Origin of the sequence: Agrobacterium sp. rho-8.1, assembly GCF_033957725.1 — a bacterium.
Classification (GTDB): Bacteria; Pseudomonadota; Alphaproteobacteria; order Rhizobiales; family Rhizobiaceae; genus Agrobacterium.
Map to the genome: position 1 here is coordinate 602,379 of NZ_CP192788.1, position 19,110 is coordinate 621,488.

A 19,110-nucleotide genomic window follows, 5' to 3' on the forward strand; every position below is an offset into this window, starting at 1 on the left:
CAGCAAACTATACGGACTTTAACAGTGTTGCGACATCGAAAAGACTGTCGCAGATCGCTACGCATTTCTCTCGCATCGCGTTTGTTGCCGGTGCCACATCGGGCACCATGACCGTCTGTGTACCGGCGCTCCAGGCCGATTGGACGCCGTGGTAGGAATCTTCTACCGTAAGGCAATCTTCTGGTGCTACGCCCAGACGTGCCGCTGCGGTGAGATAGGGGAGTGGCGAAGGCTTGGGTTCGGCATAATCGCCGCGCGCCACAATATGATCGAACCGTTTCAGGATGTCGAAAGGACCAAGGTGGCGGTTGACGGAGTCGTGGCCGGATGAGGTGGCAATAGCTCGAGGCAGCCCAAGTGTATCCAGTAAATCCAGTATTTCGACAACACCCGCTTTCAAAGCCACCCCATCGGCCATCTGGATCGCTAGATGCCGAAGCCACGCATCGCGGAAGTCGCTCATCGGGAAATCATCCCCGTATTCCGTCCGGATGGTGGTTGTGATCGTATCCCAGGGGCTACCGCAGACCCGTTGATACACCTCCACCGACATGCTGTGCCCGCCTTCATCAGAGGCGGCCAGAAACGAGTCACGATAATGCTTTTCGCTTTCGATAAGAACGCCATCCATATCGAAGATGACGGCTTTGGGTCTGCGCAACAATTGCCCCATTCGATCAACCAAACCGGAAGGGGCGCTCGCCCAGACTTTCGAACGGACGGATAAGGTAGCCGTCGGGATCCGCAATGATGAATTGCCGGTTGCCGACTTCGGTCTCGCCGCGTCGATACCACTTCTCTTCAAGCGGCAGATAAAGCTCGATACCTGCGCGCTCGATCCGCTCCAGAATGGCTTCCAGCGATGGGACGACAATCTGCAGGTTCATGCCACGTCCGAAGGGGTAGTTGATCGGCACTTTCCCGTTTTCAAATGTGCGCCCCGCACCCAGCTGATCGATCATCAATTGTGCGTCGCCCAGCGCAAGATAGGTGAAACCCTCTTCCGGGCGCTCGTATACCACGTGAAAACCAATGAGATCGCAGTAGAAAGAACGGCTTTTCGGCCAGTCGCTGACGGCAAGTTCGGGGACGAGGGCATTTGCTGTAAAAGTCATGATGTCCTTGATTGCTGAAGTGGAGCGTGACCTGAATGTCAAAATTCTTTTAGGTAATTGTTTTTCAAAGCATTCTCGATGAAATCTGCTTTAGCACGAGTGTAGCCATCGCCATCTTCCCGATATATGTGCGCCAAATTTTGTTTTAGTTCACCATATTTTCCCGCAACACCTGCATTAGCGCGAAGAATGTCCCGGAAACGCATGCGTTTAAAGTGAGTTCCGCTATCACTGGGGCAGAGGTAAACTCGTCGCCCGGGCAATGGATCGCGTATCATAAACGCCCAGACACCATCGCCATATCGACTGCCGCGGGGCTCGTAACCAAAGCCCTCCATCAGTATTCGGCACTCGTGCAGATTAGCCATGTCGCTTAACACCACATCGACGTCGATATAGGGTTTTGAAGCCAAGCCGGGAACGGAGGTGCTCCCGACATGATCGATGCTTTTGACTGCGTCTTTTAATAATGCGTGCAGACTTTTTTCCACGTCGCGATAAATCTGCGGCCATGATGGGTCATAGGGAACAATTTCCACAACGGCTCCCATTTTGAGTTTCCTCTATGCCTTCGTTCCACCGACGGTAATCTGGTCCATCCGCAGATGCGGTTGGCCCACGCCGACAGGCACCCATTGCCCCGCCTTGCCGCAATTGCCGATGCCTGTGTCGAGCTTCATGTCGTTGCCGATCATCGTCACGCGCTTCATCGCGTCAGGCCCGTTGCCGATCAGCATGGCACCCTTGACCGGCGCGCCGATTTTGCCGTTTTCGATAAGATAGGCTTCCGTGCAGCCGAAGACGAATTTGCCTGAGGTGATGTCCACCTGACCGCCACCGAAGGAGACAGCGTAGATACCCTTCTTCACCGAGGCGATGATTTCTTCCGGCGTCTTGTCGCCGCCCAGCATGTAGGTATTGGTCATGCGTGGCATCGGCACATGCGAGTAGCCTTGGCGACGGCCATTGCCGGTCGCCTTCAAGCCCATAAGGCGCGCATTCTGCCGGTCCTGCATGTAGCCGACCAGTCTGCCATCCTCGATCAGGACATTGTAGGCGGAAGGCGTACCTTCGTCATCGACCGTGATTGAGCCGCGGCGGTTGTCGATGGTGCCATCATCCACGACGGTTACGCCGGGGGCCGCCACCATCTCACCCAGCAGGCCTGCGAAAGCTGACGTTTTCTTGCGGTTGAAGTCGCCTTCCAGACCGTGGCCGACAGCTTCGTGCAGCATAACGCCCGGCCAACCGGCACCCAGCACCACGTCCATCGTACCCGCAGGCGCATCGACCGCAGTGAGGTTGACGAGCGCCTGCCGCAAAGCCTCATCTGCGCCGCGCTGCCAGTTTTCCGTTGTGATGAAATCGCCAAATCCGACGCGCCCGCCAATGCCGTAGGAACCACTTTCCTGACGGTCGCCTTCGCCAGCAATCACCGAGATATTGATCCGGGTCATAGGCCTGATATCGCTAACGCGGTGTCCGTCGGCACGCAGGATGTCCACCACCTGCCAGCTTGCGGCAACGCTTGCAGTGACCTGCCGAACCTTCGGGTCCTTGTCGCGCAGGTAGGCGTCGATTTCTGTAAGAAGCTTGACCTTTTCTTCGAAGCTCGGAGTGCCGATCGGATTTTCGTCACCGTAGAGTTTCTTGTTGGTGCGCTGCGGAGCGGCCGCGTAAGAGCCTGAATAACCGCGAGTCACCGCGCCAACGGCGTCGGATGCACGCCCAAGGGCCGAAAGCGAAAGCTCGCCCGCATGGGCATAGCCCACCGTTTCGCCCGCCACGGCGCGAAGTCCAAAACCCTGGTCGGTGTTGAAGCTGCCGCCCTTCAGGCGACCATTGTCGAAGGTCAGCGATTCCGCCTGCGCGTGCTCCACAAACAACTCGCCGTCGTCGGAACCCGCCAGTGCATCGGCGACCTTGGCGCGCAACTGCCCCTCATCGCAATCGAAAAGGGTCAAAAGATCTTGGGTCATCGCAGGCTCCAGTCGTTGCTGTTGAGAGCGCATTTAAGTGCTGAACCCTCGGGGCGCAAGATTGGTCAAGGAAGCGTGTCGTAGCCTTCCGCAAAGCCGCGAAGCTCGATGGGAATGCCGACACGGTCCTGATCAACGGATTCGCGCAGCGCAAAGACCGCATTCTTGCCGGCGCGCAGCACCTTCAGCAGTTCATCGTCGATATCGACTTCCACATAGCAGCCTTCCGAGAAGCAGCGTGTGAAATAGGCGCGGCCGATATTGTTGTTGTCGATATAGAGTTCCATCCCGTCCTTCAGCAAGACGCCAAGCGGCGCCAGAATGCGCAGGATACGGGATTTGCGGTCTGCGGTTTTCAAGATGACGACGGACAGCCCAACCTCGGGCCGGTCGTCAGCAATCACGTTCTGCATCAGAGCACACTGATCCTCAGACGCGCCTGCAGGCTTGTCGCAGATGACGGACCATGCACCATGCGTCGATTTCGGCGTTCCCGGTTGCTGCGGCTGACCCGGTGCTGGCTGTTGCTGCTGCTGGGCAGAACCTGCTGCCGGAAGGGTGATGGAAAGACCGGCGGCGATAAAAAAAGCGCGCGCAATCGGGGACAGACGCATGGATACCTCAGGATTCGAATCAGTGCGGCTATTTTGACCTCCCGAACCGGAAAGGAAAGAGCCGCCGTCCTCAATTCCAAGGGAGTGCGGCCAAAATAGGACTTTGCCGCTCGATCCCCACACAGTTTATGGGATGCAGGATATCATGCGAGCTCCGTCTGGGCAGTTTAAACGCGTCAAATGGAGGAGGAGAGAGGTAAAAATGCCTCGCTTGCAAACCAAGGCGATATTGCGGCGAAAGGCAAACTATGATTTGAAGTCTAGTCTATATGCATGGATTCTGCGTTTGAGATTGATCTTGATCAAGCGCGTGAGGGAGAGGTACCGTGACTAACAGAATTTACGCAAGCTTGGTGGGCAGTATCCGTCTGCTCGCGGCTGGCGGCGTCAGCGCCGATCAGCCGAAAGAGTGGCAGATGGGTTTGCAGGAGGCGGCAACGCCCATCATGCATGAAATTCGCTGGTTCGAACAATATACGCTTTGGTTTATCGTTCCGGTCACGCTGTTCGTGCTCGCATTGTTGATTGTCGTTGCGGTCAAGTTCCGTGCATCGAAAAATCCGGTTCCATCCAAGACCAGTCACAACACTGCCATCGAAATCGTCTGGACGCTTGCGCCGGTCCTCATCCTGATGTTCCTGGCGTTCCCGTCGTTCAACCTGCTCAATGCGCAACTGACGCAGCCGGAAAACCCGGATCTGACGTTGAAGGCAACCGCCACCCAGTGGCAGTGGAATTATGAATACACCGCAGCTGAAGGTGCCGAGCCACTCGCTTTCGACAGCTACCTGCTGAAAGACGCCGATCGTTCGGCCGCTGGCAAGAGCGATATTGCGCGCTATCCGCGCCTGCTTGCCGTGGACAATGAAATGGTCGTTCCAGTGGGCAAGACCGTGCGCCTGCTGGTCACATCTGCGCCGACCGATGTCATTCACGCCTTCGCCATGCCGGCCTTCGGCGTCAAGATCGACGCCGTGCCGGGTCGTTTGAATGAAACATGGTTCAAGCCGGAGAAGGAAGGCCTTTATTATGGCCAATGTTCCGAGCTTTGCGGCAAGGATCACGCCTTTATGCCGATCGCCATACGTGTGGTTTCCGAAGAGCAATATAACACCTGGCATACCGCTGCCGCCTCAGATCTGAGCGGTGCGAACCGGGCGCTCATGGCTTCGATGGACGGTGCGCCAAGTGCCGTTCAAGTTGCCAAAAACGAAACCAAGTAAGGTAAGGAGTGAGGACAATGGCTGGACCATCCGCACACGACGATCACCACTCTCACGCCCATGACGTTCTTCATGATGACCACGCGCACCATGCGCACAAGCCGACCTTTGCTCAGCGCTGGTTGTTTTCCACCAACCACAAGGACATCGGCACGCTCTATCTGATCTTCGCGATCATTGCCGGTATCATTGGCGGTGGCCTGTCGGTTGTGATGCGCATGGAGTTGCAGGAACCTGGCATTCAGATTTTCCACGGTCTAGCAGCCATGGTTTATGGTTTTGAAGGCGATGCCGCGATCGATGGCGGTAAGCACATGTACAATGTGTTCACCACAGCGCATGCGTTGATCATGATCTTCTTCATGGTCATGCCCGCCATGATTGGTGGGTTCGCCAACTGGATGGTGCCCATCATGATCGGCGCACCGGACATGGCGTTTCCGCGCCTCAACAACATCTCCTTCTGGCTGATTGTTCCTGCCTTCATTCTTCTGCTTCTTTCGCTTTTTGTGGAGGGACCTGCAGGCGCTTATGGTGTCGGTGGTGGGTGGACCATGTATCCGCCGCTCTCGACGAGCGGGATGCCGGGGCCTGCAGTGGACTTGGCGATTTTTTCGCTCCACATCGCCGGTGTGTCATCGATCCTGGGTGCGATCAACTTCATCACCACCATCTTGAACATGCGCGCGCCGGGCATGACCCTGCACAAGATGCCGCTGTTTGCGTGGTCGGTCCTTGTCACTGCGTTTCTTCTGCTTCTGTCTCTTCCGGTTCTGGCCGGTGGCATCACCATGCTGCTGACAGACCGCAACTTCGGCACCGCGTTCTTCTCGCCGGAGGGCGGTGGTGATCCGATCCTTTACCAGCACCTGTTCTGGTTCTTCGGTCACCCTGAAGTTTATATTCTGATCCTGCCCGGCTTCGGCATCATCAGCCACATCGTGTCGACCTTCTCCAAGAAGCCGATCTTCGGTTACCTCGGTATGGCGTACGCCATGGTCGCCATCGGCGCCGTCGGCTTCATCGTGTGGGCGCACCACATGTACACGGTCGGCCTGTCGCTCGAAGCGCAGCGCTACTTCGTCTTCGCAACCATGGTCATCGCGGTTCCCACGGGGATCAAGATATTTTCCTGGATCGCAACGATGTGGGGCGGGTCTCTGACGTTCTCGACGCCCATGATCTGGGCCATCGGCTTCATCTTCCTCTTTACGGTGGGTGGTGTGACAGGCGTTCAGCTCGCCAATGCCGGTCTCGACCGCTCACTGCATGACACCTATTATGTCGTTGCGCACTTCCATTACGTGCTGTCGCTGGGCGCCGTGTTCGCGATATTCGCGGGCTGGTACTACTGGTTCCCAAAGATCACCGGTTACATGTACAGCCAGAAGATCGGCAACCTGCATTTCTGGGTCATGTTCATCGGCGTCAACCTCATCTTCTTCCCACAGCACTTCCTCGGTCTTGCTGGCATGCCGCGTCGTTACATCGACTACCCGGATGCCTACGCAGGTTGGAACGCGGTATCGTCCTATGGCTCCTATATCTCGGCTGTGGCGGTTCTCATCTTTCTCGGCGGCGTCTGGGAAGCCTTCGCCAAGAAGCGCGTGGCGGGTGACAACCCATGGGGTGAAGGTGCGACGACGCTCGAATGGCAGTTGTCATCTCCTCCGCCGTATCACCAGTGGGAACAGCTCCCCCGTATCCGCTGAGGCATTTTGTCCAAGCGTGCGCTTTAACCGTTCATGATACATGTCGGTTTCACGCTCGGACGAGAGATACAAAGGAGCGCCGCATCGATGCGCGGCGTTTCCTATGAAAGCAGGTAATATGACCGTTATCGACAATCGCGACACGCTGGAGATGGATAGCATCAGGCTTTCCGAAGCGAGCGCGCGCGATTATTTCGAACTGTTGAAGCCCCGCGTCATGTCGCTGGTGGTGTTCACCGGTTTTGCCGGGCTGGTTCTGGCTCCAGGCAGCATCCATCCAGTCTTGGCCGTTGTCGCCATCTTGTGCATTGCGGTGGGCGCTGGTGCGTCCGGCGCGCTGAACATGTGGTACGATGCCGATATTGATGCGGTCATGACACGGACCGCAAAACGCCCTATTCCGTCTGGTCGTATTGCGCCGACGGAAGCGCTGGCTTTCGGCCTGACTCTCTCGGTTTTTTCCGTCGCAATCCTTGGTCTTGCCGTCAACTGGTTTGCCGCAGGCCTTCTGGCCTTTACGATTTTCTTCTACGCTGTCGTTTATACGATGTGGCTGAAGCGATCGACACCGCAAAACATCGTCATCGGTGGTGCTGCGGGCGCTTTTCCTCCCATGCTCGGCTGGGCCTGCGTCACCGGTGGGGTTTCGCTCGACAGCACCATCCTGTTCCTGATCATCTTCCTGTGGACACCTGCGCATTTCTGGGCGTTGGCTCTCTTCAAGATGCGCGATTACGGCTCTGTCGGCATTCCGATGATGCCGAATGTCGCCGGCGAACGTTCCACCAAGAATCAGATGATCGGCTATGCGGTGCTGACAGCAGTCGCTGCGGTTGCGCCTTATTTCACGGGTCTTGCGGGTGCAGGCTATGGCGTCTTCGCCGCTATTCTCAGCGCCATCTTCATCTACTGCTCCATCTCGGTACGGCGCATGCCTGATGCCGATGAACGGATGGTTCAGGCGAAGAAGATGTTTGCCTATTCCGTCTTTTATCTGTTTGCGATTTTTTCCGGCCTGCTGGCCGATCATCTCGCCCCGTCATTCCTGACGTTGCTCGGAGGTTCGGCATAATGGAAACGATCAAGCTGAACGACGCACAGAGGAAATCCAGACGCGGTCGCAATATCGCACTCGGGATCGTCCTGGCTGCTCTCGTCGTCCTCTTCTACATTATAACCATCATAAAAATCGGCGGTTTCTGACCGTCGAGCGGCAGGAGAGGGAGGAGATTTGACAGTGACGCAAACAACCGCAAAATCAACGAGCAATGGCTCGATCCTCGTGCTTTGTCTGGTCTTCGTGTGCGGCATGGTCGGCATGGCCTATGCATCCGTTCCGCTCTACCGGCTGTTCTGCCAGGTCACCGGCTATAACGGCACCACACAGCGCGTCGAGCAATATTCGGATGTCATTCTCGACAAGACGATGAAGGTGACGTTTGACTCCAACACCTCCAACGGCTTGAACTGGGATTTCCGCCCCGTTGACAAAATAGTGGAGCCGAGGATCGGCGAAACCGTGCAGGTGATGTTCAGGGCCACCAATCGTTCGCCTGTCGCTACCACGGGCAGCGCCGTCTTCAACGTCACACCGATGGAGGCCGGCGCCTATTTCAACAAGGTCCAGTGCTTCTGCTTCACCGAAACGACCTTGCAGCCGGGTGAGACGCTCGACATGCCGGTGGTGTTCTTCATCGATCCGGAAATCGTGAATGCCCGGGAAACCAAGGGCATCCATACGTTGACACTGTCCTATACATTCTATCCGGCCAAGACGGAAAAACCGGTTGCGTCCTTGCCTGCAAAGACGGAACTTGGCGAGACGAAACTTTGAGAGAGGGAGGTGCGACCGTTATCGGTCGTGCTGCATTCAGTGATTTTTTTAAAAAAGGTCACAGCATCGAGTGAGACCAGGGAAGAGCCTGCGGGGATCGATTACATGGCAGACGCACATCAAAAGAAACACGACTATCACATCATAGACCCCAGCCCTTGGCCGCTTATGGCTTCGGTTGGTGCGTTTTTTCTTGCCTTTGGCGGTGTCTGTTACATCCGCTATCTGAATGGCGGGTCGTTCAAGCTGTTCGGAATGGAGCTTGCCAACCCTTGGCTGTTTTATATCGGCGTGGCCATGGTTCTCTACGTCATGTACGCGTGGTGGGCCGATACGGTGAAAGAAGGACACGAGGGGCATCACACGCCTGTCGTCTCACTGCATCTGCGTTACGGCATGATCATGTTCATAGCCTCTGAAGTCATGTTCTTCGTGGCGTGGTTCTGGGCCTATTTCGATGCCAGCCTCTATCCGCACGAGGCCATCCAGGCGTCGCGTCTGGCCTTTACCGGCGGGCAATGGCCGCCCAAGGGTATAGAAGTTCTCGATCCCTGGCATCTGCCGCTCTATAATACGGTCATTCTTCTGCTATCCGGCACCTGCGTGACCTGGGCGCACCATGCGCTGTTGCACAATGATCGCAAGGGTCTCGTCAACGGATTGGCGCTGACGGTCGCGCTCGGCGCATTTTTCTCCTTCGTGCAGGTCTACGAATACATGCACGCGCCATTCGACTTCAAGAACTCGATCTACGGCGCTACGTTCTTCATGGCGACAGGCTTCCACGGCTTCCACGTCTTTGTGGGCACGGTGTTCCTGCTCATTTGCCTGCTGCGCGCCATGAAGGGTGATTTCTCACCCGAACGTCACTTCGCCTTCGAGGCTGCCGCATGGTACTGGCACTTCGTGGACGTGGTCTGGTTGTTTCTCTTCTTCGCCATCTACGTCTGGGGTGGCTGGGGCGCGCCTTTGGCAGGTTGAAGCCAATTCATCGATGAAACAAAGGGCGGCGCGGGCCGCCCTTTGTTTTTCTGCGGATTGAACGATCTTGAGGAGGAGGGATACGATGACGCAGGATGACGAAGCGTCCTATCCACCGGTGGACCCGGTCAAAACTGGTTTGCGTGGTTGCTGCCCGCGGTGCGGGCATGGCAAATTGTTCAAAGGCTTCTTGACGCTGAAGCCAAAGTGCAGCGCGTGCGGCCTCGATTACGCCTTTGCCGATGCGGGTGAGGGGCCCGCCGTCTTCGTCATGCTTATCGTCGGTTTTTTCGTTATCGGTATGGCGCTCTGGTTTGATGCGCGCTTTGCGCCTCCCGTCTGGCTGCATGCGTTGATCTGGATACCCTTTGCGATAATTCTGTCTCTTGTCCTGCTGCGCAAGATGAAAGGCATCATGATCGCTTTGCAATATCGCCACAATGCCAGCGAGGGTCGGATTGATCGTGACTGATAGCAAGACAATCAAGCCCAGTCATCGCCGCATCTGGTTTGCTGCCCCGCTTGTGCTGCTGGCGCTCGTGCTCCTCCTCGCACTGGGCACGTGGCAGGTCAAACGCATGTACTGGAAGGAAGCGCTGCTTGCCGATATCCAGCAGCGCACACAGGCCCCTGCCGTGCCGCTTGCGCAGATCGAGTCGACGGCCGCATCCGGTGGCGACATCGAATATCGGACCGTAACAGTTTCCGGCACCTTCGATCATGCCAAGGAGCAGCATTTCTTCGCGACCTTTCGAGGGCAGACCGGTTATTACATCTACACGCCGCTTCGTCTGCCGGATGGACGGTCGATCTTCGTCAATCGCGGTTTCGTGCTCTATGACATGAAAGAGCCAGCCAAGCGTGCCGCCGGTCAGGTGCCCGGCGTCGTGACCGTTCAAGGCTTGGCGCGCGCACGGCTTGATGCGAAACCGTCAAGCCTGCTTCCTGAAAATGATATGGTCAAAAATATCTATTACTGGAAGGACCTGTCAGCCATGGTCAGGAGTGCCGGTCTGCCAATCGGTCAGGTCGTGCCGTTTTTCGTGGATGCCGATACCACGCCTAATCCCGGCGGCTGGCCCAAGGGTGGCGTGACGCTGATCGATCTGCCAAATAGTCACCTCCAATATGCGATTACTTGGTACGGATTGGCGCTCGCCCTTGTCATCGTGGTCGGTTTTGCCTATGTCCGGGGTAGACGAAATTCACGTGGATGAAAGACCGGGAGGCTGAAGGAGAAGGAATGAACGTTATCGTTTCCAAGCCGCCTCTGACGATCAGGCTTTGCGGACCGCGCGGATTTTGCGCCGGTGTAGACCGCGCGATCCAGATCGTGGTTTTGGCGTTGAAGGCCTATGGCGCGCCTGTCTATGTCCGCCATGAGATCGTCCACAACCGCTACGTCGTGGAGGGGCTAGAAGCCAAAGGTGCGATCTTCGTTGAAGAATTGAACGAAATCCCGCCTGAGCATCGTCAGCAGCCCGTTGTCTTTTCGGCCCATGGCGTGCCGAAATCAGTGCCGGAAGACGCGCAAGCCAGAAACCTGTTTTATCTTGATGCGACCTGCCCACTGGTGTCCAAAGTTCACAAGCAGGCCATGCGCCACCAGCGCCTCGGTCGGCATGTCGTTCTTATCGGCCATGCGGGCCACCCGGAAGTGATCGGCACGATGGGACAACTTCCTGAGGGCGCTGTATCGCTGGTCGATACTGTGGAAGACGCGGCCCGTTACCAGCCGGTCGATACGGAAAATCTGGGCTTCGTGACGCAGACAACCCTTTCCGTAGACGATACAGCAGGCGTTATCGCCAAGCTTCAGGAACGGTTTCCGGCCATGCAGGCGCCTGCGGCAGACAGCATTTGTTACGCCACCACCAACCGTCAGGACGCGGTGAAGCAGGCAGCACCGGGTTGCGATTTGTTCATCGTCGTTGGTGCGCCGAACTCCTCCAACTCCAAGCGGCTGGTGGAAGTGGCTTTGCGCGCTGGCGCCAAGCGCTCCGTGCTGGTGCAGCGCGCTGCTGAGATCGATTGGGACGACATTGGCGATGTACAGACTGTCGGTCTGTCTGCGGGTGCGTCGGCGCCAGAAGTCATCGTTGACGAGATCATTCAGGCCTTCAAGGCGCGTTATGACACCACGCTCGATCTGGCCGTCACGGTTGAGGAGACCGAGCATTTTCTGGTCAACCGCGAGCTGCGCGATATCGAGTTGACCACGCAGGATATGGCTTTCGTGAATGGAACGGCAAGCGACGCTTTGCCGTCCAGACCCAAGCCAGCGGTTTGATCCTTTAACAACCTGTTTCCCGCATAAGAGATCATCAATTGGCAGTCTATACCGATATTAGCGAAGACGATCTGAAGCATTTTCTGACGCAATATGATGTCGGCGAATTGACCTCCTACAAGGGCATCGCTGAAGGTGTCGAAAATACCAACTTCCTGCTTCATACCACCAAGGATCCGCTGATCCTCACGCTCTATGAAAAGCGCGTCGAGAAATCCGATCTGCCGTTTTTTCTGGGCCTGAAGCAGCATCTTTTCGCAAAGGGTCTGTCCTGTCCCCTGCCGCTACCACGTCACGATGGTGAATTGCTGGGCGAGTTGTCGGGGCGACCTGCGGCTCTCATTTCGTTTCTGGAAGGCATGTGGCTGCGCAAGCCGGAAGCGCGCCATTGCCGAGAAGTCGGCAAGGCACTCGCCGCCATGCATCTGGCCGGTGAAGGATTCGATCTCAAGCGGCCCAACGCACTTTCGGTCGAAGGCTGGAAGCTCCTCTGGGAGAAATCGCAAGCCCGCGCCGACGAGGTCGAAAATGGCCTGCAGCAGGAAATCAGCACTGATCTTGCGTTCCTTGCGGAACACTGGCCGAAGGATCTGCCCACAGGCGTCATCCACGCCGACCTGTTCCAAGACAATGTGTTTTTCCTCGGCGACGAACTATCCGGCCTGATCGACTTCTATTTCGCCTGCAATGATTTCCTGGCCTATGACGTGTCGATCTGCCTCAATGCATGGTGTTTTGAGAAGGATGGTTCCTACAATGTCACCAAGGGCAAGGCACTGCTGGAGGGTTACCAATCCGTGCGGCCTATGAGCCAGGCTGAACTCGATGCGTTGCCGCTTCTGGCGCGCGGTTCTGCGCTCCGGTTCTTCCTGACCCGTCTTTATGATTGGCTGACCACGCCGGAAGGCGCACTCGTCGTCAAGAAAGACCCCCTGGAATATCTGCGCAAACTGCGCTTCCACCGCGCCGTTGGCAATGTGGCCGAGTATGGGTTGGCTGCACCATGAAGCATGTCGATATTTTTACCGATGGTGCCTGCTCCGGCAATCCGGGGCCGGGCGGTTGGGGCGCTGTGCTCCGCTACGGTGAGACTGAAAAGGAACTCTGCGGCGGCGAGGCTGATACCACCAACAATCGCATGGAGCTGATGGCGGCCATTTCATCGCTGAATGCCTTGAAGTCGCCCTGCGAGGTCGATCTCTACACTGACAGCGCTTACGTGAAGGACGGCATTACCAAGTGGATTTTCGGCTGGAAGAAAAAAGGTTGGAAGACCGCCGACAACAAGCCGGTGAAAAATGTCGAGCTCTGGCAGGCGCTGGAACTCGCAAGGGAGCGCCACAAGGTCACTCTGCACTGGGTCAAAGGCCATGCCGGACACCCTGAGAATGAACGCGCCGACGAACTTGCGCGTAAGGGTATGGAGCCGTTCAAACGCCGATAGACCAAGGAGCGCAAGACCTCCCGTCTTCGCGAGCTTGCGTACTCACATGCATTTGGGGTTGCGCATCACGCGTCGGAACCTATCTTGCTGGCAAAATACAAAACAGGCGAGGGACACTTCATGATCATGCATTGCGTATTCATACGCTTCAAGTCGGCAACGACGACAGGCGAAAAACAGGGTATCTTCGAGGCTATCACTGCACTAAAAGACGTCATTCCGGGCATTGCAGATGTTCAGTACGGCCAGAATGTCTCATCCGAAGGCCTGAACGGCGGCTTCATGGATGGCTTCATCGTGACGCTGGACAGCATCGAAGCGCGCGACGAATATCTGGCACATCCCAAACATATGGATGTTGGCGAACGGTTGATGGGCCTTGTGGATGGCGGCGCAGCCGGTCTTCTGGTGTTCGATATGGCGGCCTGAGCAGAGGCCGACTGTGAGATACGAAGAGGTGCAGAACGGTTCTGCACCTCTTTTTGATTCAGGCCTTAGCTGGATTTGTTGATGGCCGAGGCCAGTTGTTCGACATTGTAGCGGAACATCTTCTCATAGGTCGGGGCAGGGCCATTGGCTTTCGAGAGCGCTTCCACATAAAGCTCGCCACCCGGCTTGGCACCGGTTGCCTTGGCCACCTGCTTGACCAGACGCGGGTCATTGGAGCTTTCGAAAAAGTATGTCTTCACATTCTCCGCCTTGATCTGCTCGATCAGCTTGGCGACGTCTCCGGCAGACGCTTCCGTTTCGGTCGAGACCCCCAATGGCGACAGGAACGTCACCTTGTATTCGCGCCCGAAGTAACCGAAGGCATCGTGGCTGGTCAGTACCTTGCGGCGATCTGCTGGGATGGGATCGAACTTGGCGTGGGCAAAGGCGTCGAGCTCATCCAGCGTCTTGATATAGGCGTCGGCGTTGGTCTTGAAGTCCCGGGCATCGGCAGGATCAGCGGCAGCAAGCGTCGTTTCGATGTTCTTCACCCATGTCTTTACGTTGATAGGGCTGTTCCAGACGTGAGGATCGGTGATGGTTTTGCCGTCCTCTTCCATGCTGCTTGTTTCGATACCGTCCGATACCGTTACCGGTATGCTCTTGGTGCCGGATGCGGAAATCAGGCGGTCCATCCATCCTTCAAGTCCAAGGCCGCTGACGAAAACAACGTCTGCGGCCTTCAGGCTTTTCGCGTCTGATGGCGATGGTTCGAATTCATGCGGATCGCCATCCGGCTTGACGAGGCTCGTCACCGTCACGTGTTTGCCGCCCACCTGTTTCACCACATCGGCCAGCACGGTGAAGGAGGCGACGGCCTTCAGTTCGGCAGCGGAGACGGGCGCGGAGAAGGCCAAAATGGCGGGTAGGGCAGCGGCAGTCAGAAGATATGTGCGGCACAGCATGGTAGGAGGTCTCCTAGGGTTAGCCCTTTAAGTGCGGGCGGGTGAAATAGCGGCCTGCGACACCAGCCGGTGCTGCCAGAATGGACAGCCCGTAGAGGCATGTTGCAGCCATGATGATGGTCGGCCCGGAGGCAAGCTCGAAATGGTAGGATACGACGAGACCGACATAGCCCGAGACGGCGGCACTCACCGTGGCAAGGATCAACATGGCGGGCAGGCTACGTGTCCATAATTGCGCGATGGCTGCCGGCAGCATCATCAGCCCCACGGCCATCAGCGTGCCGAGTGCCTGAAAGCTCGCCACCAGATTGATGACGACCAGCACCAGAAACACGACGTGGTATATCGGCCCGCGCCCGCCAACGGCTCTGAGAAAGCCGGGGTCAAAACATTCTGTAACCAAAGGGCGGTAGATGACGGCGAGGACGATCAGCGTCAGCGACGTGATGGCGCCGATCTGATAGAGGGCCGCAGCATCTATCGCGAGGATCGTTCCGAACAGCACGTGCAGAAGGTCGACATTCGATCCGTGCAGGGAAACAATCAGAACGCCCAGTGCCAGCGATGCCAGATAAAAACTCGCAAAACTCGCATCTTCCTGTAGCGGCGTGATGCGGCTGACGATGCCGGATAGAAGCGCGACCGACAGTCCCGCAACCAGTCCGCCGAGGCCCATGGCGGTCAAGGAGAGCGATCCGGCAATCAGATAGCCGATGGCCGCTCCCGGCAAAATGGCGTGGCTGAGTGCATCGCCCATGAGGCTCATCCGCCGCAACATCAGGAAAACGCCAATGGGGCTGGCACCGGCGGCAAGGCAAAAGCAGGCGATCAACGCCCGGCGCATGAAGCCGTAATCCTGAAATGGCGCAAGGAAGATATCGTAAGCCGTCATGCTGCGGGCTCGCAGACATCGCTGGTGTCGTCCCACCGCTCGGCCATGGTGCGGGCGCGCACAAGGTTGATTGGTGACATGACCTGCTGTGTCGGACCCCACGCGATCAATTCGCGCGCGATCAGAAGCGTTTCGGGAAAATGCGCGCGAACCTGTTCGAAATCATGCAGCACGGCAACGACGGTGCGACCTTCGCCGTGCCAGCGGGTAACAATGCCCAGGAGGTCGCGGGTCGTACGCGCATCGATGGCAGTGAAGGGTTCGTCCAGAAGAATGACGCTCGCATCTTGCAGCAGCAGCCTTGCGAAGAGAACGCGCTGAAACTGGCCGGCAGAAAGCGCCCCGATGGAGCGGTTTTCGAAACCCGCCAACCCAACGGATGCCAGCGCCTCATGCGCCCGCCTTTCCTCATATCTACCGATGCTGCCAAAGGCTCCAGCGGTTTTCCAAGCGCCCAGCACCACTGTTTCCAGTACCGAGATGGGAAATCGTCTGTTGATGTCCGCGGCCTGCGGAAGGTATCCGAACTCAGCCCGTTTCAGGGCATGGACAATGCTGCCCTGGGAAGCCTTGATATCACCCATGATCGCCTTCAGCAGCGTAGATTTTCCCGCGCCATTTGGCCCCGCAATGGCTGTGAGGCTTCCTGCGTTGAAGCTGCCCGATACGTGATGGACGGCGGGATGACGATCATAGGCGACTGTCAGGTTGTCGATTGTCAGCACGGCGGCATCACTCATGACACAAGCACCGCCCATCGAATGGCTAGCCATAAAGGGATGATAACGATAGCAACGATGAAAAGGCGGGTAGGAACGGATTGGTGCAGTAGCCGGTAGAGGGAGAAATGATGCAGCATCGGATGCTCACAATAATGTTATATAATTACTGTAATGATATAACAATTGCGGCGGAAGAAAGGCCTGGTTTTGAATGGCATGGATGGGACTGTGTGGGGGATTTTTGCCGATGCCGCCATGCCGATCGGCGAGCATCAACTGCCTGGGACGCCCCAGGGCAATAAGAAAATCCTCGGGCCAAGCCCGAGGATACAAATGAAAATCGGATTAAAGCTGTTCGATCATCGTTGCGGCAGATGAAACGGTTGCCTGGCCGGGGTTTTCTTCCACGTTGAGAGATTTTACAACGCCGTCTTCCACCAGCATGGAATAGCGCTTGGAGCGCACGCCAAGGCTGCCCGCAGACAGGTCAGCATCAAGTCCAAGTGCCTTGGTGAAGGCGGCATCCCAATCCGCCAGGAAGTGAATTTTGCCCTGTCCGCCCGAAGATTGAGCCCAAGCGCCCATGACGTGCCAGTCGTTGACGGCGATAACGGCGATATCGTCTACGCCCCGGGCCAGAATGGCATCACGGTTTTCGAGATAGCCGGGCAGGTGGTTGAGAGAGCAGGTGGGAGTAAACGCGCCTGGAACGGCGAAGACAACAACCTTCTTGCCGCCGAAAAGGGCGTCCGTGGTGGTATCGACAGGGCCGTCGGCCGTCTTTTCCTTAAATGTCGCAGAGGGGAGTTTGTCGCCGATCTTGATGGTCATAATATCGCTCCTGTGGCAATGATCCGGCGCGACTATAAAGGATGATTTTACAAAGTCGCCAACGATTTTTGGCGTTTCTCACTGCGGAAATTCCAGTGATGCTTCCATGACCTGATCCCCGGATTTGACCAGAATCATCCAGCGCTGCCCCCGCGGATTATAGGATTTCGGTAGACCTTTGATGTTCATGTAAAAGGATAGCTTGCGCTTGTCACGCACCATGTTCTGTGGTTCGAAATAGGCGTAGCCCGATGGTCCGGCGACAAAAATGTCGGTTTCCTTGGGCGAATTTTCCGGCAAGCGCAGGTTCACGCCAAGCAACGTCTTGTCAGGCGTGATGTGAAAATTCTCAACCCTGAAATCATCCGTTGGCGGTGAGGGCAAGGTTGCTTTTGCCGCAGCGATGGCATCCATCTCTGGCTGCGTCGCCGTCTTTTCCGCGCCCTTGTCGATTTCGAAAGCGGCCTCAAACGGAATGCAGATATTGAGGCACACGCCGATAAAGGCTGTCAGTCGTGCCTTTTCGCTGTTTGAGCCGGGTTGGGACTGCAGCACGAACGGCAGCGACACGGAAGCATCGTAACCGATATCTTCAATTTCGTCGTTCTTGATCAGCTTTGGCACAGGGAACGACAAGGATGCCAAGCTTGCTTCGCTCGTCTTGTCGAGCGTGATCGTCGGTGGGATGCCCGATTCGCCAGGCTCACGCCAATAGGTGATCCAACCGGGTTTCAGGTCGATCTGCAAGACCGCATCAATGCGGCCATTGGCATCGGCAGGCAGACTGATAACGCGCATGCGTCCGCCCTCGCTTTGCGCCCACTCCGTCGTATCGGCATGCGCCAGTCTGGGAATGAAGGCGGCTGCCACCATGAGAGCAAATACGGGCAACGATGCGCGCGTGATAAAAAAGTCTTTGGCGTTCATGTTTTCGGTCTAACCTAACCCGCGCCGGGGGCCAAGTTACGATTTTCACCCGTTCATCATTTTCGGTTGATTGATTGTCCTTCATGCCGCATCCTGACACCATGACCAACCATTATGCCGTACCGGTGTCGCGCCAGAGTACCGCAGACCGGAGGCCCTGGTGACGTTTTCGACCCTTTTGAACAAGAGAGAAAGAGGCTTCCTGGATGGCCATTTTCTCATCGCCATGCCGGGGCTGGAGGGTGGGGCTTTCGAGCGTTCCGTTGTCTATATCTGCGCGCATTCTGATGCGGGTGCCATGGGCTTCATCATCAATCGTAGCCAGCAGATCACCTTCACCGACCTGCTTCTGCACTTGAAGATGATGAACCAGACCGACGCCATCATGCTACCCACCCAGACCCGCGATTTTCCCGTTCAATGCGGCGGGCCGGTGGAAGCAGGTCGTGGCTTTGTCCTGCACTCGGATGACTACAGCAGCGAATCCAGTATTCCCGTCAGCGATGATATCTCTTTGACATCGACGCTGGATATCGTGCGCGCGATTTCCAGCGGGCAGGGGCCGGACCGGGCCACCATGCTGTTGGGCTACGCAGGTTGGGGTGCTGGCCAGCTGGAAAACGAAATGGCCAGCAATGGCTGGCTGAACTGCCCGGCGTCCGAAGAGCTCATCTTTGATCGAACGCTGGACAACAAATACGAACGCGCATTGGGGCTTCTGGGCGTCGATCCCAGAATGCTGTCGGCGCAAGCGGGTCATGCTTGAGGAATTTAAAATTTAGCGGAACTAAAATTTGACTGATGACGTTTTTACACCGGTTGCCAGCACCAAGTCTGGTTTAAAAACTAGGGAGAAGCATCATGGGTAGCATGTCTGATAAAGTCGCTGGCAAGGCCAATGAAATCGCTGGCAAGGTAAAGCAGGGCATTGGCTCCGCAACAGACAACGATCGTCTGGAAGCCGAAGGTGCAGCGCAGGAAACCAAGGGCAAGATTCAGTCCACGACCGGTAAAGCCAAGGACGCCGTAAAGGGCGCGGTTGACCGCATCTAATGAATTAACGGTTGACGTATTGTCGGCCATGAAATTTTAAGCGCATGTGTTGTTGTCGACACGTGCGCTTTTTCATCTCTATCAAACCGTTCTCAACAC

General features: G+C 56.6%; 24 protein-coding genes. 14 read left to right on the forward strand and 10 right to left on the reverse strand.

What is annotated here, in order from left to right; genetic code table 11:
* Nucleotides 1-7: 7 nt before the first annotated feature.
* The 5 genes from RMR21_RS02945 to RMR21_RS02965 all read right to left on the reverse strand — a co-directional run bounded on the left by RMR21_RS02945 (nucleotide 8) and on the right by RMR21_RS02965 (nucleotide 3,708).
* On the reverse strand, nucleotides 8-673 hold the full coding sequence (locus tag RMR21_RS02945; protein WP_498669227.1) for an HAD family hydrolase: 666 nt from the start codon (nucleotides 671-673) through the stop codon (nucleotides 8-10).
* Nucleotides 674-677: 4 nt separating this feature from the next.
* Nucleotides 678-1,115, reverse strand: coding sequence for a bleomycin resistance protein (locus tag RMR21_RS02950; protein ID WP_498669228.1), 438 nt, complete (start codon nucleotides 1,113-1,115; stop codon nucleotides 678-680).
* Between the two features lie 38 nt (nucleotides 1,116-1,153).
* Nucleotides 1,154-1,666: a GrpB family protein gene (locus RMR21_RS02955; protein ID WP_498669229.1), complete on the reverse strand. Its 513-nt coding sequence runs from the start codon at nucleotides 1,664-1,666 to the stop codon at nucleotides 1,154-1,156.
* A gap of 12 nt (nucleotides 1,667-1,678) precedes the next feature.
* On the reverse strand, nucleotides 1,679-3,094 hold the full coding sequence (tldD, locus tag RMR21_RS02960) for a metalloprotease TldD (RefSeq protein ID WP_498669230.1): 1,416 nt from the start codon (nucleotides 3,092-3,094) through the stop codon (nucleotides 1,679-1,681).
* A gap of 65 nt (nucleotides 3,095-3,159) precedes the next feature.
* Nucleotides 3,160-3,708: an invasion associated locus B family protein gene (locus tag RMR21_RS02965; RefSeq protein ID WP_498669231.1), complete on the reverse strand. Its 549-nt coding sequence runs from the start codon at nucleotides 3,706-3,708 to the stop codon at nucleotides 3,160-3,162.
* A 326-nt stretch (nucleotides 3,709-4,034) separates the two neighbouring features.
* Here RMR21_RS02965 and coxB point away from each other — a divergent pair, with 326 nt between their 5' ends.
* The 12 genes from coxB to RMR21_RS03025 all read left to right on the forward strand — a co-directional run bounded on the left by coxB (nucleotide 4,035) and on the right by RMR21_RS03025 (nucleotide 13,621).
* Nucleotides 4,035-4,931: a cytochrome c oxidase subunit II gene (gene coxB, locus RMR21_RS02970; protein ID WP_498669232.1), complete on the forward strand. Its 897-nt coding sequence runs from the start codon at nucleotides 4,035-4,037 to the stop codon at nucleotides 4,929-4,931.
* Nucleotides 4,932-4,948: 17 nt separating this feature from the next.
* Nucleotides 4,949-6,643 carry a cytochrome c oxidase subunit I gene (ctaD, locus tag RMR21_RS02975; protein WP_498669233.1) on the forward strand — a complete coding sequence of 565 codons (1,695 nt, stop codon included), beginning with the start codon at nucleotides 4,949-4,951 and terminating at the stop codon, nucleotides 6,641-6,643.
* Between the two features lie 118 nt (nucleotides 6,644-6,761).
* On the forward strand, nucleotides 6,762-7,715 hold the full coding sequence (locus tag RMR21_RS02980) for a heme o synthase (RefSeq protein WP_498670227.1): 954 nt from the start codon (nucleotides 6,762-6,764) through the stop codon (nucleotides 7,713-7,715).
* Nucleotides 7,715-7,846 (forward strand): cytochrome c oxidase system small membrane protein, encoded by a 132-nt coding sequence (locus RMR21_RS02985; protein ID WP_498669234.1) that lies wholly within the window; start codon nucleotides 7,715-7,717, stop codon nucleotides 7,844-7,846. Before RMR21_RS02980 ends, RMR21_RS02985 begins: the two co-directional genes overlap by 1 nt.
* A gap of 28 nt (nucleotides 7,847-7,874) precedes the next feature.
* Nucleotides 7,875-8,477, forward strand: coding sequence for a cytochrome c oxidase assembly protein (locus RMR21_RS02990; protein ID WP_498669235.1), 603 nt, complete (start codon nucleotides 7,875-7,877; stop codon nucleotides 8,475-8,477).
* Between the two features lie 105 nt (nucleotides 8,478-8,582).
* The gene (locus tag RMR21_RS02995) at nucleotides 8,583-9,458 is read left to right on the forward strand and encodes a cytochrome c oxidase subunit 3 (RefSeq protein ID WP_498669237.1); all 876 of its coding nucleotides are present in this window, start codon (nucleotides 8,583-8,585) and stop codon (nucleotides 9,456-9,458) included.
* Nucleotides 9,459-9,543: 85 nt separating this feature from the next.
* Nucleotides 9,544-9,930, forward strand: a complete 387-nt coding sequence (locus RMR21_RS03000) for a DUF983 domain-containing protein (protein ID WP_498669238.1) — start codon at nucleotides 9,544-9,546, stop codon at nucleotides 9,928-9,930.
* Complete coding sequence (locus RMR21_RS03005; RefSeq protein ID WP_498669239.1) at nucleotides 9,899-10,675, forward strand: SURF1 family protein; 777 nt, start codon at nucleotides 9,899-9,901, stop codon at nucleotides 10,673-10,675. The genes RMR21_RS03000 and RMR21_RS03005 overlap by 32 nt, the downstream gene beginning before the upstream one ends.
* Nucleotides 10,676-10,701: 26 nt before the next feature.
* Nucleotides 10,702-11,748, forward strand: coding sequence for a 4-hydroxy-3-methylbut-2-enyl diphosphate reductase (gene ispH, locus RMR21_RS03010; RefSeq protein ID WP_498669240.1), 1,047 nt, complete (start codon nucleotides 10,702-10,704; stop codon nucleotides 11,746-11,748).
* A gap of 38 nt (nucleotides 11,749-11,786) precedes the next feature.
* Nucleotides 11,787-12,755: a homoserine kinase gene (locus tag RMR21_RS03015; protein WP_498669241.1), complete on the forward strand. Its 969-nt coding sequence runs from the start codon at nucleotides 11,787-11,789 to the stop codon at nucleotides 12,753-12,755.
* Entirely contained in the window at nucleotides 12,752-13,192 is a 441-nt protein-coding gene (gene rnhA / locus RMR21_RS03020) for a ribonuclease HI (RefSeq protein WP_498669242.1), read from the forward strand. The genes RMR21_RS03015 and rnhA overlap by 4 nt, the downstream gene beginning before the upstream one ends.
* 120 nt (nucleotides 13,193-13,312) lie before the next feature.
* Nucleotides 13,313-13,621 carry a Dabb family protein gene (locus RMR21_RS03025; protein ID WP_498669243.1) on the forward strand — a complete coding sequence of 103 codons (309 nt, stop codon included), beginning with the start codon at nucleotides 13,313-13,315 and terminating at the stop codon, nucleotides 13,619-13,621.
* A gap of 65 nt (nucleotides 13,622-13,686) precedes the next feature.
* Here the strand turns inward: RMR21_RS03025 and RMR21_RS03030 are convergent, their stop codons facing one another.
* The 5 genes from RMR21_RS03030 to RMR21_RS03050 all read right to left on the reverse strand — a co-directional run bounded on the left by RMR21_RS03030 (nucleotide 13,687) and on the right by RMR21_RS03050 (nucleotide 17,958).
* Nucleotides 13,687-14,586 carry a metal ABC transporter solute-binding protein, Zn/Mn family gene (locus RMR21_RS03030; protein ID WP_498669244.1) on the reverse strand — a complete coding sequence of 300 codons (900 nt, stop codon included), beginning with the start codon at nucleotides 14,584-14,586 and terminating at the stop codon, nucleotides 13,687-13,689.
* A gap of 19 nt (nucleotides 14,587-14,605) precedes the next feature.
* A complete protein-coding gene (locus tag RMR21_RS03035) occupies nucleotides 14,606-15,478 on the reverse strand; it encodes a metal ABC transporter permease (protein WP_498669245.1) in 873 nt (290 codons plus the stop codon).
* Nucleotides 15,475-16,218 (reverse strand): metal ABC transporter ATP-binding protein, encoded by a 744-nt coding sequence (locus RMR21_RS03040; protein WP_498669246.1) that lies wholly within the window; start codon nucleotides 16,216-16,218, stop codon nucleotides 15,475-15,477. Before RMR21_RS03040 ends, RMR21_RS03035 begins: the two co-directional genes overlap by 4 nt.
* 327 nt (nucleotides 16,219-16,545) lie before the next feature.
* On the reverse strand, nucleotides 16,546-17,031 hold the full coding sequence (locus RMR21_RS03045) for a peroxiredoxin (RefSeq protein ID WP_498669247.1): 486 nt from the start codon (nucleotides 17,029-17,031) through the stop codon (nucleotides 16,546-16,548).
* Between the two features lie 78 nt (nucleotides 17,032-17,109).
* The gene (locus RMR21_RS03050; protein WP_498669248.1) at nucleotides 17,110-17,958 is read right to left on the reverse strand and encodes a protein-disulfide reductase DsbD domain-containing protein; all 849 of its coding nucleotides are present in this window, start codon (nucleotides 17,956-17,958) and stop codon (nucleotides 17,110-17,112) included.
* A gap of 160 nt (nucleotides 17,959-18,118) precedes the next feature.
* Here RMR21_RS03050 and RMR21_RS03055 point away from each other — a divergent pair, with 160 nt between their 5' ends.
* Together RMR21_RS03055 and RMR21_RS03060 are read left to right on the forward strand one after the other, a co-directional pair.
* A complete protein-coding gene (locus tag RMR21_RS03055; RefSeq protein WP_174152279.1) occupies nucleotides 18,119-18,724 on the forward strand; it encodes a YqgE/AlgH family protein in 606 nt (201 codons plus the stop codon).
* Nucleotides 18,725-18,819: 95 nt separating this feature from the next.
* The gene (locus RMR21_RS03060; RefSeq protein WP_498669249.1) at nucleotides 18,820-19,011 is read left to right on the forward strand and encodes a CsbD family protein; all 192 of its coding nucleotides are present in this window, start codon (nucleotides 18,820-18,822) and stop codon (nucleotides 19,009-19,011) included.
* Nucleotides 19,012-19,110 lie beyond the last annotated feature (99 nt).

What these genes read in the sequence shown, in the direction of transcription:
- RMR21_RS02965 (WP_498669231.1), bottom strand. Translation starts at nt 3,708, where the DNA reads ATGCGTCTGTCCCCGATTGCGCGCGCTTTTTTTATCGCCGCCGGTCTT.
- RMR21_RS02985 (WP_498669234.1), top strand. Translation starts at nt 7,715, where the DNA reads ATGGAAACGATCAAGCTGAACGACGCACAGAGGAAATCCAGACGCGGT.
- RMR21_RS03030 (WP_498669244.1), bottom strand. Translation starts at nt 14,586, where the DNA reads ATGCTGTGCCGCACATATCTTCTGACTGCCGCTGCCCTACCCGCCATT.
- RMR21_RS03060 (WP_498669249.1), top strand. Translation starts at nt 18,820, where the DNA reads ATGGGTAGCATGTCTGATAAAGTCGCTGGCAAGGCCAATGAAATCGCT.
- RMR21_RS02955 (WP_498669229.1), bottom strand. Translation starts at nt 1,666, where the DNA reads ATGGGAGCCGTTGTGGAAATTGTTCCCTATGACCCATCATGGCCGCAG.
- RMR21_RS03050 (WP_498669248.1), bottom strand. Translation starts at nt 17,958, where the DNA reads ATGAACGCCAAAGACTTTTTTATCACGCGCGCATCGTTGCCCGTATTT.
- RMR21_RS03000 (WP_498669238.1), top strand. Translation starts at nt 9,544, where the DNA reads ATGACGCAGGATGACGAAGCGTCCTATCCACCGGTGGACCCGGTCAAA.
- RMR21_RS03035 (WP_498669245.1), bottom strand. Translation starts at nt 15,478, where the DNA reads ATGACGGCTTACGATATCTTCCTTGCGCCATTTCAGGATTACGGCTTC.
- RMR21_RS03025 (WP_498669243.1), top strand. Translation starts at nt 13,313, where the DNA reads ATGATCATGCATTGCGTATTCATACGCTTCAAGTCGGCAACGACGACA.
- ctaD (WP_498669233.1), top strand. Translation starts at nt 4,949, where the DNA reads ATGGCTGGACCATCCGCACACGACGATCACCACTCTCACGCCCATGAC.
- RMR21_RS03040 (WP_498669246.1), bottom strand. Translation starts at nt 16,218, where the DNA reads ATGAGTGATGCCGCCGTGCTGACAATCGACAACCTGACAGTCGCCTAT.
- rnhA (WP_498669242.1), top strand. Translation starts at nt 12,752, where the DNA reads ATGAAGCATGTCGATATTTTTACCGATGGTGCCTGCTCCGGCAATCCG.
- RMR21_RS03005 (WP_498669239.1), top strand. Translation starts at nt 9,899, where the DNA reads ATGCCAGCGAGGGTCGGATTGATCGTGACTGATAGCAAGACAATCAAG.
- RMR21_RS02995 (WP_498669237.1), top strand. Translation starts at nt 8,583, where the DNA reads ATGGCAGACGCACATCAAAAGAAACACGACTATCACATCATAGACCCC.
- RMR21_RS02945 (WP_498669227.1), bottom strand. Translation starts at nt 673, where the DNA reads ATGGGGCAATTGTTGCGCAGACCCAAAGCCGTCATCTTCGATATGGAT.
- RMR21_RS03045 (WP_498669247.1), bottom strand. Translation starts at nt 17,031, where the DNA reads ATGACCATCAAGATCGGCGACAAACTCCCCTCTGCGACATTTAAGGAA.
- RMR21_RS02980 (WP_498670227.1), top strand. Translation starts at nt 6,762, where the DNA reads ATGACCGTTATCGACAATCGCGACACGCTGGAGATGGATAGCATCAGG.
- tldD (WP_498669230.1), bottom strand. Translation starts at nt 3,094, where the DNA reads ATGACCCAAGATCTTTTGACCCTTTTCGATTGCGATGAGGGGCAGTTG.
- RMR21_RS02950 (WP_498669228.1), bottom strand. Translation starts at nt 1,115, where the DNA reads ATGACTTTTACAGCAAATGCCCTCGTCCCCGAACTTGCCGTCAGCGAC.
- ispH (WP_498669240.1), top strand. Translation starts at nt 10,702, where the DNA reads ATGAACGTTATCGTTTCCAAGCCGCCTCTGACGATCAGGCTTTGCGGA.